At 58.0% G+C, this 16592-nt stretch carries 14 protein-coding genes, 1 tRNA gene and 1 pseudogene; 8 read left to right on the forward strand and 8 right to left on the reverse strand.

Annotation, left to right across the window (positions count from 1 at the left end):
- Nucleotides 1-2 precede the first annotated feature (2 nt).
- Nucleotides 3-593: a TetR/AcrR family transcriptional regulator gene (locus Q0746_RS10830; RefSeq protein WP_298260124.1), complete on the reverse strand. Its 591-nt coding sequence runs from the start codon at nt 591-593 to the stop codon at nt 3-5.
- 104 nt (nt 594-697) lie between these two features.
- Here Q0746_RS10830 and Q0746_RS10835 point away from each other — a divergent pair, with 104 nt between their 5' ends.
- Nucleotides 698-1309 (forward strand): DUF2306 domain-containing protein, encoded by a 612-nt coding sequence (locus Q0746_RS10835; protein ID WP_298260126.1) that lies wholly within the window; start codon nt 698-700, stop codon nt 1307-1309.
- Nucleotides 1310-1340: 31 nt separating this feature from the next.
- Here the strand turns inward: Q0746_RS10835 and Q0746_RS10840 are convergent, their stop codons facing one another.
- Nucleotides 1341-2756 carry an FAD-binding oxidoreductase gene (locus tag Q0746_RS10840; RefSeq protein ID WP_298260128.1) on the reverse strand — a complete coding sequence of 472 codons (1416 nt, stop codon included), beginning with the start codon at nt 2754-2756 and terminating at the stop codon, nt 1341-1343.
- Nucleotides 2757-2866: 110 nt separating this feature from the next.
- Here Q0746_RS10840 and Q0746_RS10845 point away from each other — a divergent pair.
- Nucleotides 2867-2943 (forward strand) — tRNA-Met (locus Q0746_RS10845).
- Nucleotides 2944-3011: 68 nt separating this feature from the next.
- Here Q0746_RS10845 and Q0746_RS10850 read toward each other — a convergent pair.
- The gene (locus Q0746_RS10850; RefSeq protein WP_298260130.1) at nt 3012-3863 is read right to left on the reverse strand and encodes an SMP-30/gluconolactonase/LRE family protein; all 852 of its coding nucleotides are present in this window, start codon (nt 3861-3863) and stop codon (nt 3012-3014) included.
- A gap of 36 nt (nt 3864-3899) precedes the next feature.
- On the reverse strand, nt 3900-4814 hold the full coding sequence (locus Q0746_RS10855; RefSeq protein ID WP_298260132.1) for a 2-dehydro-3-deoxygalactonokinase: 915 nt from the start codon (nt 4812-4814) through the stop codon (nt 3900-3902).
- 162 nt (nt 4815-4976) lie between these two features.
- On the opposite strand from Q0746_RS10855, the gene Q0746_RS10860 reads away from it, so the two are divergent.
- From Q0746_RS10860 to Q0746_RS10885, 6 genes and pseudogenes are all read left to right on the forward strand, one after another.
- On the forward strand, nt 4977-5963 hold the full coding sequence (locus Q0746_RS10860; RefSeq protein WP_298260134.1) for an aldose epimerase family protein: 987 nt from the start codon (nt 4977-4979) through the stop codon (nt 5961-5963).
- 6 nt (nt 5964-5969) lie between these two features.
- Nucleotides 5970-7412 (forward strand): NAD-dependent succinate-semialdehyde dehydrogenase, encoded by a 1443-nt coding sequence (locus Q0746_RS10865; protein WP_298260136.1) that lies wholly within the window; start codon nt 5970-5972, stop codon nt 7410-7412.
- A gap of 12 nt (nt 7413-7424) precedes the next feature.
- Complete coding sequence (locus Q0746_RS10870; RefSeq protein WP_298260138.1) at nt 7425-7970, forward strand: hypothetical protein; 546 nt, start codon at nt 7425-7427, stop codon at nt 7968-7970.
- A gap of 116 nt (nt 7971-8086) precedes the next feature.
- Complete coding sequence (hisD, locus tag Q0746_RS10875) at nt 8087-9394, forward strand: histidinol dehydrogenase (protein ID WP_298260140.1); 1308 nt, start codon at nt 8087-8089, stop codon at nt 9392-9394.
- Nucleotides 9395-9564: 170 nt separating this feature from the next.
- Nucleotides 9565-10350, forward strand: a complete 786-nt coding sequence (locus Q0746_RS10880) for a phosphatidylcholine/phosphatidylserine synthase (RefSeq protein ID WP_298260142.1) — start codon at nt 9565-9567, stop codon at nt 10348-10350.
- A 65-nt stretch (nt 10351-10415) separates the two neighbouring features.
- Nucleotides 10416-11111 (forward strand): annotated as a pseudogene (locus Q0746_RS10885) (phosphatidylserine decarboxylase); the annotation flags it as partial.
- 77 nt (nt 11112-11188) lie between these two features.
- Here Q0746_RS10885 and Q0746_RS10890 read toward each other — a convergent pair.
- From Q0746_RS10890 to Q0746_RS10905, 4 genes are read right to left on the reverse strand one after another with little or no spacing between them, the layout of a single operon-like run.
- Nucleotides 11189-12064: a DmsC/YnfH family molybdoenzyme membrane anchor subunit gene (locus Q0746_RS10890; protein WP_298260144.1), complete on the reverse strand. Its 876-nt coding sequence runs from the start codon at nt 12062-12064 to the stop codon at nt 11189-11191.
- Entirely contained in the window at nt 12064-12807 is a 744-nt protein-coding gene (locus Q0746_RS10895; RefSeq protein ID WP_298260146.1) for a 4Fe-4S dicluster domain-containing protein, read from the reverse strand. The genes Q0746_RS10890 and Q0746_RS10895 overlap by 1 nt, the downstream gene beginning before the upstream one ends.
- The gene (locus Q0746_RS10900; RefSeq protein WP_298260148.1) at nt 12804-15614 is read right to left on the reverse strand and encodes a molybdopterin oxidoreductase family protein; all 2811 of its coding nucleotides are present in this window, start codon (nt 15612-15614) and stop codon (nt 12804-12806) included. Before Q0746_RS10900 ends, Q0746_RS10895 begins: the two co-directional genes overlap by 4 nt.
- A gap of 13 nt (nt 15615-15627) precedes the next feature.
- Nucleotides 15628-16575: a phosphate acyltransferase gene (locus Q0746_RS10905; RefSeq protein WP_298260150.1), complete on the reverse strand. Its 948-nt coding sequence runs from the start codon at nt 16573-16575 to the stop codon at nt 15628-15630.
- Nucleotides 16576-16592: the final 17 nt, after the last annotated feature.

Here is a 16592-nt window from a genome sequence, read left to right on the forward strand (position 1 = left end):
GTTCATTTTTTCGGCGTCAGTTGGGGCAAGATCAGCTCGAAGGGCATAGCGGCGCCATCTTCTGGCGAGATCAGCTTATTGTAGGCCCGCAAACTGGCGTAGCCGTGCACAAGTGACCAAATCATGATTTCGTGGCCCTGACTGTGCTTGGGGGACGGCTCGAACAAGGCGCAGGTGTCTTCCAGCAATCTGAACGCTCTGTTTGCACTTTTTCGGAAGTCTTCATCCACGTTGGCATGGGGTTTGATGTCGGTCGAAAAAATCAACTCGAAGAGCGCTTCATTCTCGGCCGCGAACTGCAGATACCCTTGGCACAAACCCAATAGCTGGTTTTGAGGATCTTTCGGGGCAGCGTCCCTGTTTTTCTCCATCAGATCGGCGAAAACCTGAAACCCTTTCGCAGCAATGGCGACGAGCAATGCCGCCTTGCCCTTGAAGTGGTGGGCTGGGGCCGCATGTGTCACGCCCACTCGGGTCGCAATTTTGCGCAAGGACAAACCCTTGGTGCCTTCGGTTTCCAAAATGTCGATCCCTGCTTGTATCAAAGCGGGTCGCAGGTTTCCGTGATGGTGAGGAGTGTTTTCAGACGTCATGGTGTCACTTGGGTCAAGTTGCTTGACAGTGTCAAGTTCGAGACACTATCTTTACAGTGTAAAGTTTGAGTCGAGCACTCTGCCCCAATAGCGAAAGGTCCATCATGTCGCCTAGAAAACCATTGAAATGGCTCAACGCGCTTTTGTGCATTCTTGTGGCGATTGTATCTTGGCGATTTATCGTTCTGGGTGTCGAGGCCAGCATGGAGTTCATGCTTTACCATGCGCAGCAGCGGCCCCTTTCGTTCTACGCACATGTTGGCCTAGCACCATTGGCTTTGCTACTGATGCCGTTTCAGTTTTGGACGGGGCTTCGTCTGCGACGCCCCAAAACGCATCGATGGATCGGTCGGGTTTATGTCTTGGCGATTGTGATCTCAGGCGTCGGGGCGTTGTTCATGGCGGTGAACACCCGTACGGGGCTTGTTGCGGGGACGGGGTTTGGATTGCTGGCTCTGGTTTGGCTTGGCACGACCTTGCGGGGAATTTGGCTTGCGCGTGCGAAGCGGATTGCAGAGCATCAAGTCTGGATGATCCGTTCCGCCGCGTTGACGTTCGCAGCCGTTACCTTGCGGTTGTATCTTCCGCTGTCCCAAGTCGCCGGTTTGCCGATGGAGGCATCCTATGCAGCCATCGCATGGGCGTGTTGGGTGCCGAACCTAATCGTGGCCGAAATTTGGATTGTGAACAGGATCCAGCGTCAGGTGCTTGCATGACAGCGGCCCCGCGCATTCCATAACCTTTGGGCTAATTCGTCTCTGGGAGTACTTTTCCAGGGTTCATGATGTTGTCAGGGTCGATTGCGGCTTTCACCGAACGCATCACAGCCAGCGCGACCTTGTCTTTGCGCCGCGCCATGGACGGCTTTTTGGTCAGGCCGATTCCATGTTCCGCAGAGAAGCTGCCACCAAGTGACAGGACAACGTCCTCTACCATCTCGGTCAACATATCGACATGCTGGGGATCACCCTGCGTGGGAAACAACAAGAAGTGAATGTTGCCGTCTCCGAGGTGGCTGACCGACGTGTGCAGTGCTTGCGGGTCTAGGTCTACCAGCCGCGCGTCGATCTGGGTGAAAAAGTCGGCCACTTTGTCTACGGGCACGCAGATGTCGTTGTTGATCATCGGCTTGCGGATCAGCATCACCTCGCCCGCGTCCTCGCGGCGTTGCCACATATCGCGGCGCTGGCTGTCGTTCTGGGCAACGACGGCATCCAGAATTCGGCCATCCTCCATCATGTTCGCCAGCGTGGTTTCCAACAGGGTGACCAATGGGGTTGTGCCATCTGCCTGCACAGCGGTCAGCATTGGCGCGGTGGCACCAACTTCGACCATGATGTTTACATCATGAGGGGCCTCAAACGGGGCACGGGCCTTGGGGAACATCGTTTGATGGTCCGAGATATAAAGCGCATCCATGTATTCAAAGGCCTCAACCAAGCCGCCAGTGGCGGCCTGCAAGTCGTTCAATAACGTCAGCGCATCGGATAAAGCAGGCACGGCGACCATGGCCGTGGCGTAGGCGCGTGGCTTGGGCACCAGTTTCAACACCGCTGATGTGATCAACCCCAACGTTCCCTCGGCCCCGATGATCAGGTCTTTAAGGTCGTAGCCCGAATTGTCTTTGTGCAGCTCACTCATCAGGTTCATGATCTGACCGTCAGGCAGAACCACCTCCAACCCCAAGCACAGCCACCGCGTTGATCCATAGCGCACCACGTTTGAGCCACCCGCATTGGTGCTGAGCGCGCCGCCAATCATCGCAGAGCCCTTTGCGCCAAACGTCAAAGGGAACACAAGGTCATGGGCATCTGCGGCATCGTGGATCGCCGACAACACCGCCCCAGCCCCGACAATCGCAATGCGGGCATTAGGGCGAATTTCACGGATGTCGTTCATGCGCTCCATTGAGATCATCACCGCATCCTTCGCATAGGTGCCACCTGCAAGGGAGGTGTTGCCAGACACCGGAACGATCGCGGTTTTGGTGGCGGCGCAGGCTTTGACAATTTCGCTGACGTCTTGCGTAGACGCGGGGCGGACCACAGCGATAGGGGTCGCCTTATACTTGCCAGTCCAGTCGTGATCATATTTGGCCGTATCGGCATCCGTCAGAACGTGAGCATCGCCCACAATGTCGCGCAATTTGGTCAATAGTGTCATGGGGTCCTCCACTGCCTGAGCGAAGTTCTATCGCAAAGGCGCCAATGGCAAGCCTAATCCTGCGATTCCCGCTTGACCCCGCCGCTGTGGTTTCTTATTCCCCGCCCAGCGGCGTTATAGCTCAGTTGGTTAGAGCGAACGACTCATAATCGTTAGGTCGGTGGTTCAAGTCCACCTAACGCCACCAAAGAAAGCCCGTGGATGCTGCAAAGCCTCCGCGGGCTTTTTTTATGGCCTTGGGCCGAGCTGCGAATTTTACAAGAGTACCTGAGGGGCGGCGAGACCGCGCAATGCGGTGTTGAACGCGAATGTTTTTCCCGCATCTGGCTGCGCCAACAAGGCATCATCAGACAACCCCTGCTGCGCGGTCGTAACAAACAGGGTCGACATATCCGGGCCACCAAAAACAGGGCATGTGACATGCGCAGTAGGAAGATCAAACGTACGTCGTTGATCCCCGAAACGACCATATTGCGCCACATTGGACGCCCCCCATTGCGCGATCAGCAAATCGCCATCCGCGGTGGTAATTGCGCCATCGGGATTTAGGCCCTTCTTGCTTAGATCAAGAATCCTGTCAGGGGCCGCGCAGGGCCAGCCTTGCGGATCCAGTGGCACCCGCATGACACGGGCATAGTAAGTGTCGGTGAAATAGGCATAGGCCCCGTCAGGGCTGAAGCAAATGGCATTGGAGATGGTGATCGGGGCGAACAGGCGGCGCAGCTCTCCCTTATAGTAGCGGTATATCGCACCTGCGTCGGGCTCTGCTTGCTTGCCCATGGTTCCGATCCAGAACCCGCCATAGGGATCAGCGCGCCCGTCATTGGAACGCGTGACGGGATTATCGGCCTCGAGGTTGCATATTTTGCTGCGCGCCGCGCTTTCTAGGTCAAAGGTGAACAGCGACACTTCATCGGCGATAAGCAGCTGCGTGTCGCTGACCCACCCCATGGCGGAGACATGCTGCTCAAACGCCCATTCTCGCCCGTCGTCACACAGCAGCTTTCGCCCAAGGATGTCGCACCAGAACAATTTGCCCAACTTGGGGTGCCAAAAAGGGCCTTCGCCCAGCAGGCAAGCGCGATCATCGTGAACTTGGGGACTCATAAAACTACCATTGTTACTTACTTGCCTAGCACCGGTTTAGGCCCGCGAGGACAGGTCCTTATAGGCCGCCGACAGGCCTTGCAGTGTGGTGGAGGCCACGTCGTGCATGGAGGGTGAAACCCCTTGGGCTGACAGGGCCTTCGCATAGAGGGCATTCAAAGCAGAGGCCCCGATCAGGGACACGGATTGACCCAACCAATAGGGGCGGGCTGCGGAAAGCTCCAAGCCCAGCAATATGCCCGACAACCGCGCACGTGATACGGCTTGATCTGCCCCGAACAGCAGATCGACCGCACGGACTTTGAACAGCTGCGTTGCCACGGCTTCGGGGCGGCTGATCGTGTCGGACACCGCGCCAAGGAAGGCTTCGTGATCCAACCCGCCGCCTTCACCGATGGAATGGCGCAACACCGACTCGCGGCTCAGCAGGTCAAACATTTCGCCAGTCATGAAGGTCTGAAAGGACACAACTTCCCCTGCGCTGATATGGGCCCACTTCGTGTGGGTTCCCGGAAGGCACAAAATGCCGTCATAGCCGGGGTTCTCCGATAGGAAGCCCGCGATTTGGGTTTCCTCGCCACGCATGACGTCGGCGGATTTTTCTTGCTTCAAGCCAGGCAAGATATGCATGGAAATGCGGCTGTCTTTGCAAGGCACGACATGAATGTCACCCAAGGGTGTGGTGGGGACCGCTCGGTAGGGGGCCTCGTCCCAGCCTTGTCGCGCACCAACCATGCCACATGCGATCACGGGCGTGTGGTCATTGCCCAGCCACGGCGCGATATGGGACAGAAGCGTGACCTCGAATTCTCCGGGGGCGACGCTTGACATGCCTTGGTCAGAGCCATTTTCGGCGAGCACGTCGCCCTCTGCAGTCATGGCCCAAACACGCAGGTTTGAAGTGCCCCAATCGACCGCAATCCAGTCGGGATATGTAAGTTCATTTTGCATGCGGCAGTTAGTAGCATACTTAAATCTGCAACCAAGCCCCTCTGCCCATCTAATTTCAGCTTTGGAATTCGGTAGGTCCAGCGAGGGACGGGTCTTGCTAGTCGACGGAAGGTCGGCTTTGGTGTGGCCAGCGTAAAACCTTCAGTCATAAGGATACCCGATTTGAGCTTTGGACAGATGCCCGATGGCAGCACAGTTTCGCGTCACCGCATCGAAGGAGGCGGCTTGGTCGCGCATGTTTTGTCCTATGGGGCAGTGCTGCAAGACTTGCGACTGGAGGGCCATGCGCCGCCATTGGTTTTGGGCTTTGACGAGTTTGCCCCCTACCTGACAGATGATTCCTGCTTCGGGGCCGTGGTTGGCCGTTGCGCCAACCGGATTGGAGGCGGGGCGTTTCAGATTGACGGCACGCAGTACCAGCTGGATCGGAATTTTGAAGGCCGTCACCATTTGCACGGCGGCGCGGCTGGGGCTGGCACGCGCAATTGGGAGGTTGAGGCAGTGGCGCGCGACCGGATCACTCTGCGTCTGGATTTTGCCGACGGAGAGATGGGCTACCCAGGGAACATGACTGCGCGTTGCAGCTACGCCTGTTTGGACGGCGGGGTGCTGGATATACAGATCACCGCCGAAACCGACGCGCCGACACTGTGCAACTTTGCCCATCATTCCTATTGGAATTTGGACGGCGGCGCCACGACCAAGAACCACTTGATGCAAGTGGATGCAGACCGGATCACGGCTGTGGACGACGGCTTCATTTCCACCGGCGAGACCCCCAATGTGACGGGAACGCGCTACGACTTTCGCACCGAGCGACCAATCCATGATGACGTGTTCATCGACAACAACCTGTGCTTGTCCAATGCGCGGCACCCCCTGCGCCGCGTTGGATCGCTGCGGTCTACAGTATCGGGTGTGACCATGGAGATGCACACCACCGAAGCGGGATTGCAGGTTTATGACGCGTTCAAAATGAACGTGGAGCCGGCGGGATTGGAAGGGCGCATATATGGCGCGAATGCCGGTGTGGCGCTTGAACCTCAGGTGTGGCCTGATGCTGTCAATCACGCCAGCTTCCCGACAGCAATCCTGCGGCCGCACGAGACCTACAAACAACACACACAGTTCGAAATTTCCAAAGGATAACGCGCTATGAGCTATGAAAAATACATGAAGGAAGCCAATTTCATCGGCGGTGAATGGGTCGGCGCGGACAGCGGGGAGACGATTGACGTCACCAATCCCGCTACGGGCGAGGTTATTGGCACCGTTCCCGCCTGTGGCGATGTTGAAACCCGCCGCGCGATCGACGCTGCTGCGGGGACGTTTGACCAGATGGCAGGCATGGCCTTGATGGACCGCGTCGGTCTGCTGTGGAAATTGCACGACGCGTTGATGGACAACCAAAAGACGCTGGCAGAGTTGCTGACGGTCGAAATGGGCAAGCCGCTTGCGGAAGCCATGGGCGAAATTGGCATTGGTGCGCAATATGTGCGCTGGTTCGCCGAAGAGGTCCGACGTGCGAAGGGCGAAATCGTCCCGGCCCCCTCAAATGGCCGCCGGTTTTTGGTGACCAACCACCCCGTGGGTGTGGTCGGTATGATTACCCCGTGGAATTTTCCGTCATCCATGCTGGCCCGCAAAATTGCCCCCGCTTTGGCGGTCGGCTGCACGGTGGTTGCGAAACCTGCAACGGCTACGCCCTACAGCGGCTTGGCGTGGGGTGCATTGGCCGAAGAGGCGGGCTATCCCAAAGGTGCGGTCAATGTGGTGACAGGTTCTGCACGCAAAATCGGCGGCGCGATTATGGCGGATGCGCGGGTGCGCAAAGTCACCTTCACCGGCTCCACCGAAGTGGGGAAAGAGTTGATCCGCCAATCGGCGGACACGGTCAAAAAGGTTTCGATGGAATTGGGGGGCAACGCGCCGTTTCTGGTGTTTGACGACGCGGATGTCGATGCTGCGGTAACCGGCGCTATGGTGTCGAAGTTCCGCAACTCTGGCCAAACCTGCGTTTGCGCAAACCGCATCTATGTTCAATCCGGCGTCTACGACGAATTCGTGGCCAAGCTGACAGTGGCCGTTGAGAACCTGAAGGTCGGCGACGGGCGCGAGGCGGGTGTGGAGCAAGGCCCGTTGATCGACATGGATGCCGTCGAGAAGGTGGAAGAATTCGTGGCTGATGCCACTGCCAAGGGCGGCAAAGTCGTCTCGGGCGGGGCGCGGCATGGGAATGGCCACAGCTTCTTTGAGCCGACAATCGTGACCGAGGCCACGCAGGACATGAAATTCGCGAAGGAGGAAATTTTCGGGCCGCTGGCTCCGGTGTTCCGCTTCGAGGACGAAGATGAGGCAATCGCTTGGGCCAATGACACAGATTTCGGATTGGCATCCTATGCCTATACCCGCGACGTGGGCCGGATCTTCAAGCTGAACGAAAAGTTGCAATACGGGATGATTGGCGTGAACTCCGGCTTGATCACAACCGTTGAGGCCCCGTTTGGGGGTATGAAAGAAAGTGGCTTGGGCAAGGAAGGCGGCAGCCAAGGGTTGGCCGACTACATGGACGTGAAATACACCGCCGTGGATTTCTAGGCGCCTGTATCTGTGAGTTGGATTGACACTTTCCTTGGCGGTGGGCCTGAGTATGCCGCCGAGGATTGGTTGGTGGCTGACATGCAAAACCTGCTTGCTCAGGCGTGCTTGGGCGCGGGGCTGCCGACGCGCCAAGCCGAGGACATGGCGGGCATGTCCGCCTTATTGATGAGCGACCCGAAACTGTTTGCCATAGCGGTCGCGGCGCTGGAGCCGCCGCATTTTGCCGTACGCGCCGAGGGCACCACCGAACATCTGGTGATTGAATCTGCACGGATCGTTATGGCCGCCTCCGTGATGACCGACGCCTTCGCCGACGGTGCCTCTCGGGTGGTGCTACATGATTTGGACTGGCCGCAATTGGTCTGGCCAGTGCTGTTGCAGGCGGAAAACTTCTTTGGATGCGGCTTTGCGATCGACAGGCCAGACGCGCGGACGGTGATGGTTTCACGTTCCCGCAGCCGGTTGAAGCCATTGGGCGAACCGCAACCGGTTCCGCTGGTCCCTTTGGCGCAACTGCACAGATTGGCGGCCAAAGCGCGTCTCTCACGCGGCTAACCATCACCACAGTTTCGGAATTCTTGAAAGTGGCTCGGAAAAGCCGAATATGATTTGCCTCCAGCGGTCCGCTGCAACATGCCTGAGGGCAGACTGCCGGATCAAGAGGGCCCCCGATGATACATCTCAAGTCACCACAGGTTGACCAACTGGACGCCGACCGAAAAACACGCGAGATCGTGGAAGACATGCTTTCCAAGATTCGCATCAACGGCGAAGCCGCCGTGCGCGGTTACGCCAAAGACTTGGATGGGTGGACGCAAGAATTCGCCTTGTCTGCCGAAAAGAAGGCCGCATTGATTGCCCAAGTCCCCGACCAAGCGAAGGCGGATATCGAGTTTGCCCACCGGCAGATCGTGCGCTTTGCACAGGCGCAGCGCGACAGCATCACCGACTTTCACATAGAAACGGAGCCCGGTGTAACCCTTGGCCAACGCTGCGTGCCCGTCGATTGCGCTGGCTGCTATGTTCCGGGTGGCCGCTATGCGCATGTGGCGTCGGCCTTGATGAGTGTCGCAACCGCACGGGCGGCGGGCGTTCCCTTCATTGTCGCGGCTTCCCCGCCGCGCGGCGACGCGATTGATCCGGCGGTGGCATATGCGATGGATTTGGCAGGGGCCGATTTGATCCTAGAAATGGGGGGCGTGCAAGCTGTGGCGTCCATGGCGATGGGCCTGTTCGGGGCGAAACCGGCGGATATACTCGTAGGCCCCGGCAACGCCTTTGTGGCAGAGGCCAAGTTGCAACTGTTCGGAGGCGTGGGCATTGACCTATTCGCCGGACCTACGGAAAGCGCCGTGATCGCGGATGAGACCGCGGACCCGATGACCGTCGCAATTGACCTGTTGTCCCAAGCAGAGCACGGCACCAATTCTCCGGTTTGGCTGTTCACAACATCGAACGCGCTGGCGGAAACGGTGAATCGTATTTTGCCGAAAATCGCCAAAGAATGGCCCACCGGCGACGTTGCGCGCCAAGCTTGGGCCAATCACGGTGAGATTGTGATCTGCGAGGACCGCGAGCAAATGGCAGAGGTTTCGGACAAATATGCCTGTGAACATCTGCAGGTGCAGGCCGAAGATCTGGATTGGTGGCTGCAACGCCTGCGCAACTACGGCTCGCTGTTCTTGGGTGAAGGTTCCACCGTAACCCATGGGGACAAATGCTCCGGCACCAATCACATCCTGCCGACGCGTCAGGCCGCCCGCTACACCGGCGGGTTAAACGTGATGAAGTTCCTAAAGATTTTGACGTGGCAGGAAATCAAAACCGACGCAGACCCGATGATGTCCTCCGTTGCGTCACGCCTGTCACGTACCGAAGGGATGGATGCCCACGCCCGCGCTTGCGACTGGAGGTTGCAAAAATTTGGCGGTCGGGAAAACTGGGGCTTCGAGGTCGCACACCAAAAACGCTTTGACTAGGACGAGCCTTGAAAAGGGAAATCCGAAGGACCGGTTGGATGGCCGGTCTTTTCGTGTCTGAAACCCGATAGAGACCATCCCCACCGAACTGTGTTAGGATATGGCTTCCCCGCGTCAATGGATGTAGCAAGGCGTGAAATTGTGCGACACAGATTGAGAACTTAAACAACATGAACGTTAAGGATGACACCCCGCGCAGCACCTCCAAAGAGGTGGCCTCGGATCGCCGAATAAAGTTGCGCCATATCGTACCAAGCATGGTGACGGTCTTCGCAATCTGTGCCGGTTTGACGTCTTTGCGCATGAGCATCGAGGGCAACATCCCTGCGGCTTTGTATCTCATCATGCTGGCCGTGTTTTTGGACGCGGCTGACGGCAAGCTTGCCCGTTATCTGGATACTGCCAGCCCTTTCGGGGCGGAGTTGGATACACTCGCAGACTTCTTTAACTTCGGCATTGCGCCGGGGCTGCTGATCTACAACGCCTTCTACCACGCATCCGAATTTCAAAACCTAGGCTGGTTGAGTTGCCTAATTCTTGCGGTGTGTTGCGCGCTGCGTTTGGCGCGTTTCAACGTTGGCTTGTCGGTGCCGCCGAAATCCGGCGCGCGCGACTACTTCGTGGGAGTTCCGGCTCCGGCATTGGCATCCCTAGCGTTGATGCCGGTGTTCATGAGCTTGGTCGGATGGACCAGCATCGGGACATATTCGCATGTGATCGCAGTCTATGAAATTGCCATCGCGTTGCTGGCGGTTAGCATGATCCCTACGTTTTCGATCAAGCACGCCTCCATTAGCCGCAAGTTCCTGCCATTTCTGGCGATTGGCTCTGCGATCGTGATCATCTGCTTGATGGTGTACCCGTGGCACACATTTATTTTCGCGAACCTCATGTATTTGGGGTCTTTGCCCGTGTCTTACATGCGCGAACGCGATTCCCAGCCAGCGGAAGGCTAGGCAGACTTGCCCTGCGCGGGCTTTGCTGTCACTGAGCGTGCCAACCCAGATATAGACAGGATAGACCTATGAACATGCTTAAGATTGTGGCGGTGCCCATGCACCCGGAAGGCCGCAAATTCGTCGCCATATTTGCCGGTATCGCGGTGCTTCTTGGTTTGATCTGGCAGCCACTTTTCTGGTTGGGCCTTGGGGCGACGGTCTGGTGCTACTACTTCTTTCGCAATCCGGTGCGCACGATCCCGCAGCGCGAAGGGTTGGTTCTGTCCCCTGCGGATGGCGTTGTTTCCCTGATTTCCGAAGTCGTGCCACCGGTGGAGCTTGGCCTTGGGGACACGCCTGTGCACCGTGTGTCGGTGTTTATGAATGTGTTTAACTGCCATGTGAACCGCTCGCCGATGGATGGGACGATTACCGAAATCGCCTATCACAAAGGGAAGTTCGTCAATGCGTCTTTGGACAAAGCCAGCGAACACAACGAGCGCAATGGATTGGCCATTGAGTCTGCGGATGGACACCGCATCGGTGTGGTGCAGATTGCTGGGCTGGTTGCGCGTCGCATCGTTTGCTTTGTCAAAACCGGTGACGCCCTGAACGCGGGCGAGGTTTTTGGCCTTATCCGCTTTGGGAGCCGTTTGGACATCTATCTGCCTGCGGGAATTCTGCCGGCCGTTTCAGTTGGTACCACCGCAGTCGCGGGTGAGACCATGCTTGCTGATTTGCGCGGAGAGCAAAAGGTCGTGCAAAGCGTCAATATCTAAGCCGCGATTGCTGCGCCGAACACAAAGAAAGCCCCGTCAGATTCTGGCGGGGCTTTCTTTTCGTTTGGGATGTTGGGTTAGCGTTTGCCGTAGTACAGCCCAACGGTGTGCTCGGCCTCAGCAAAGAACAACCAGCGCAGGGTGAGCGCGCCGAAGATATGCAACAGCAAAGCCAAAAACGATATCAGGTGGCTAAACGGCGGCAACACCAGCAGTATGAACGGCAGCACAGACAGGCACAGAACGCCAATGACCCGCAGCTTGAACGCATGCTTGCGGCCAACCACATGAACCATTTCCTTCATCAGGTAGTTTTTGGAACTATGCGGGGCCTCAAACATGCGCACCTTGCCCATGTCGCCAAGACCGGTCGCACTTTCGATGGTGGAGCCTGAAGCTGCGAACAGCTTGTCCCCGATCATCCATGCCACGACCTGCGCCGCGCCAAGCACCAACAGCATCGGCGCCGCAAGAGACGTCTGCCCCGCAAGGAAGGCGCCACCGGTGAGGGCGTATAACAGAAACAGCACAGGCGTGATCCAATGGTTCCAGCGCGGCACGGTGGTGATCTGCGTATAGATCATTGAGGTGCCGAACACCGTGGCCAAGCTAAGTGCGCCGCCAAGCAGGCCCAATAGCGTCCAGCGGGTGTCTAGGAAAACCACACCGATGGCATAGAGCCCCATGACCACCAGCGATGCCACTGCCAAGCAGCCCTCGCGCGACAACCAGCTTGTGCGCCATTGCGTGAAAGCCTTCAGGGCGCGCTGGGGGTTGCCAAGGTGGAAGGTCGACGAAATCAAGCCTCCAACCGCAAAGGCATAGGCGATCAAAAAGAAGAGGAAGGCGGTGAAGCCAGAGTAATCCGGTTTGCCAAGGCCTAGGAACGTCAAAAGCCCAAAGCCCAACCCCGAAAAGACGGTGAAGACGATAATGGATGGAGCCGGATGCATTAGCCGATCCTTTCAAGCGTTTTGTCGAGCCAGCCAAGGAAGCCCTGAGGCTCTTCTGCGACGGTCTCAAGGAAGGGGGCAAGGATGTCGATCTGGTCATCCTTCGGACGCGGCGGCAGGTATTTGTTGACCGGCTTTGTGCCCAATTCTGGCATCAGATCCATCCCGCCGCGTTCCGCAACAAGTTTGGACACGTCGGAATTTTCATCCCCCAAATCACCAAAGTGACGCGCGCCCGCAGGGCAGGTGCGCACGCAGGCTGGCTGACGGTCAATTTCGGGCAGGTTTTCGTTGTAGATGCGATCGACGCATAGGGTGCATTTCTTCATGACACCTTCGGCTTGGTCCAGCTCGCGCGCGCCATAAGGGCAGGCCCAAGCACATAAACCGCAACCGATGCAGTCGCTCTCATTGACCAACACGATGCCATCTTCGACGCGCTTGTAGGATGCGCCGGTCGGGCAAACGGTGACGCATGGCGCGTCCTCGCAGTGGAGACAGGACTTCGGGAAGTGAACGGTCATCGCCGCCCCCTCATCCGGTGTCACCTCATAGGAATGCACACGGTTGAGGAACGTGCCCGACGGATCAGCACCATACGGATTTTGGTCCGACAGGGGCGCGCCGTAGTTTTCCGTGTTCCAACCTTTGCAAGACACCACGCAGGCGTGGCAGCCAACGCAGGTGTCTAGGTCAATAACAAGCCCAAGCTTCTTGTCGGTTTGGGTCGGGAGAGTGGTCATTTGCCAACCTTCCATTCTAAGTGGGATGGCCCTTTGCCAACCGGTGATTTTTGGGGAGGCATGTTCGGCTGGCTTTCCGCCGGAGCCGTCGTTTTGACAATGCGCACTTTCAGATCGAACCATGCCGCCTGACCGGTGATCGGATCAGAATTTGCCCACCGCAGCCCGTCGCCTTTGGGGGGCAGCAATTCGTGGATCAGGTGGTTCAGCAAGAAGCCCTTGGTGGTCTCCGGCGCATCCTCATCCAAAGCCCACGCCCCTTTGCGTTTGCCGATGGCGTTCCATGTCCAGACAGTGTTGCTGTTCAGAGCAGCTTGTAGGGCTACAGGGACCGTGATCTCGCCATGCGGGGATGTGACCTTGGCCCAATCGCCCTCAGCGAAGTTGTTGTCGTCCCAGATCTTCTGCGGAACATAGAGCGGGTTGTGGCCGTGGATTTGGCGCAACCAAGCGTTCTGGCTGCCCCACGAGTGGTACATCGCCATCGGGCGCTGCGTCAGCGCGGTGATGGGGTATTCGTCGGCCTTGTTCTCGTCCTCGTTGGAATACCAGATTGGCAGCGGGTCCATCGTTTGCTTGATCCGCTCGCGCAGATGCTCTGGCGGCTGGCGGGTGCCAACCCCTTCGGCGGCAAGCTGGAACCGGCGCATCGGTTCTACGTAGAGGTTGAACAAATAGGGCATTGGCTTGTCAAAGAAGGATTTCTTCACGGCCCAGTCTTGGTAATCCATGTTCCACGGTTTGTAGAAGGCGGCCTCTTCTGGAACGTGTTCCATCCAGAAACCACCGTTTTCAATGTAGCGGTCAAGTTGTTCGGGGTTGCTGTCACCGCGCCCGTGATCGTCACCGTCACCGCGGAAGCCCGCCAAGGGACCAACGCCCGGACGGCGGATGTGGTTGGTGATATAGTCGGCGTAGTCTTTGTATTTTTGCGACCCATCCTCATTCACAAATCCCGGCAAGCCGAGGCGGCCACCAAGATCGCAAAGGGCCGATTGGAAGCCTTTGACATCGCGGTCTGGCTCCACCACTGGCCAGCGGATGGCATCCGCTACGGCGTCGGCCTCGCAGATCGGGCGATCCAGCAGGGAGATGCAATCGTGGCGTTCCAGATAGGTTGTGTCGGGCAAGATCAGGTCAGCATAGGCGACCATTTCGGAGGAATAGGCATCCGAATAAATGATGTTCGGGATCACGTAATTCCCGTCGTCATCCTTGTCGGTCAGCATCTCGATCACGCCGCGCGTGTTCATCGAAGAGTTCCACGACATGTTCGCCATATACATGAACAACGTGTCGATCTTGTAGGGATTGCCAGCATGCGCGTTAGAGATAACCATATGCATCATGCCGTGGCTCGACATGGGGTTTTCCCACGTGAAAGCCTTGTCGATACGCGCAGGCGAGCCGTCTTCCTTTAGTGCCAGATCATCTGGGCCGTGGGTGAAGCCAAGGTGAGGGCCGTCCAAGGCCTGACCAGGCGTGACACCGTAATGCGGTTTGGGGTGGGCCTCTGGTGGCTTGGGGTAGGGCGGCTTAAAGCGCATACCACCAGGGGTCTCAACGCTGCCAAGGATGATCTGCAACACATGCAAGGACCTGCAGGTTTGGAACCCGTTGGCGTGGGCAGAAATGCCGCGCATCGCGTGGAAGGACACAGGACGCCCGATCATTTTGTCGTGCTTATGGCCGCGGAAGTCCGTCCATTCGCGGTCCAGCTCGATGGCTTGGTTGAAGGCAACATCGGCCAGCTCTGCGGCGATACGCTTGATGCGTTCGGCGGAGATGCCCGTGCGTTCGGCCACGGCTTCTGGTGCGTACTGCGGGTCTAGGTACTTCTCGGCCATATGCTGGAAGACCGAGCGGTGGGTGACACCTGCCTCGCGCAGTGATCCGGCCAAATCCGGCTTCACACCCATCGCGTCGAACGCAGCAGGCTTTCCGGTGGCGCGGTCGATGACCATCAGCTTGTTGTTCGCGTCGCGCATCAGCAGGCCGAAGTCTTCGGAGTTCTCGTCACCATTGACCAACACAGGCGCGTTGGTGAACTGCGCCAGATAGTCGAGGTCCAGCTTGCCCGCTTTGAACAGCTCATGCACCATCGACAGGATGAACAACCCATCAGTGCCCGGAGTGATGCCGACCCATTCGTCCGCCACCGCGTTGTAGCCCGACCGGATCGGGTTCACGCCGTATACTTTGGCACCGCGCGCTTTGACTTTGCCAAGACCCATCTTGATTGGGTTGCTGTCGTGATCTTCAGCGACGCCAAAGATCATCACCATTTTGGTGCGATCCCAATCCGGCTGGCCGAATTCCCAAAACGCGCCGCCCATTGTGTAGATCCCCGCCGCCGCCATGTTGACGGAGCAGAAACCACCGTGCGCCGCGTAGTTCGGCGTGCCGAAGCCTTGCGCCCAAAGGGAAGTGAAGCTTTGCGACTGGTCACGCCCCGTAAAGAATGCCAGCTTTTCCGGTGCAGTTTCGCGGATCGGGCGCAGGACACCTTCGGCGATGTCGTAGGCCTCTTCCCAAGTGATTGTCTCAAACTCGCCAGAGCCGCGCGGCCCAACCCGTTTCATCGGGGCCTTAAGGCGTGAGGGCGCATTGTGCTGCATGATGCCCGCAGAGCCCTTGGCGCACAGCACACCTTGGTTCACAGGGTGGTCGCGATTGCCTTCGATATAGGCAACTTTGCCCTCTTTCATGTGAACGTTGATGCCGCAGCGACAGGCGCACATGTAGCAAGTCGTTTTGCGGATTTCGTCGCTGACTTTCGGGGATAGGTCGATCACGGGTTGGTTCATGGTATGACTCCGGTCAGCTATTTTTATTGGCGGCGGTGACAAGGGCGGCAAGGCAAGCCGAGGCCATACGCGCAGCAGGCGGATCAGCGCGCGAGGTCAGCAAGACGGGGACTTTGGCCCCCATAACGATGCCAGCCGCACAGCCGCCCGTGAGATAAACAAGAGATTTGAACAAGGAATTGCCCGACACAATGTCGGGCACGATGATCGCGTCGGCTTGCCCCGCGACCGGATCGTTAGACAGCCCTTTGGTGGCAACTGCTGCGGGCGACAAGATGAGGTCCAGCGCCAGCGGGCCGGAGAAGTCAGCGCCGCTGATCTCTACCTTGGCCCATGTGGCCAGCTCATCCGCTTCAACCGACGAAGGGACCGCTGGTAGCACGCTTTCTGTGGCCGACATGAAGGCCACTTTCGGGCGCTCGGTACCCAGCATTTTGAGAAGTTTCACGACCTCCTTGGTCGCGTCTTTGCGGGTGTCGATATTGGGGTCCACGTTGACCGCGGCATCCGAGATGGTGACAGAACGCCCACCGTCGGGGTGGGAAATATGGAAGATATGCACAAGGCGGTTGCCGGTGCGAAGGCCCGCGTCGCGTGCAAGTGCTGCACGCATGAAGGTGTCAGAATGCAGCTGGCCCTTCATCATGACGTCTGCGCGGCCCTCGCCGCAGGCCATGGCCGCGGCCATTCCGCTGTCTTGCTCGCCCTCAGCTTCAATCAACTGGAACTGCGAAATGTCCCAACCCAGCTTTTCGGCCTCGGCTTCGATCATCGCGCGCTCCCCCGTGAACACGGGTTCCATGATGTTTGCGTCTGTGGCGTCGCGGGCCGCTTCCATTGGCAAAGGCGCACCTGCGCGGGCAATCGCGACGCGCGGTGTGGCGGCTTTTTGCGCCATATCTAGAAGCCAATCGGGGCATACCGCTTCGCGTTGGGATAGGAATGGATTGTTGGATGTCATGGCGGTCTCTCTCCCAA

It is taken from the genome of uncultured Litoreibacter sp. (assembly GCF_947487515.1).
GTDB lineage: Bacteria > Pseudomonadota > Alphaproteobacteria > Rhodobacterales > Rhodobacteraceae > Litoreibacter.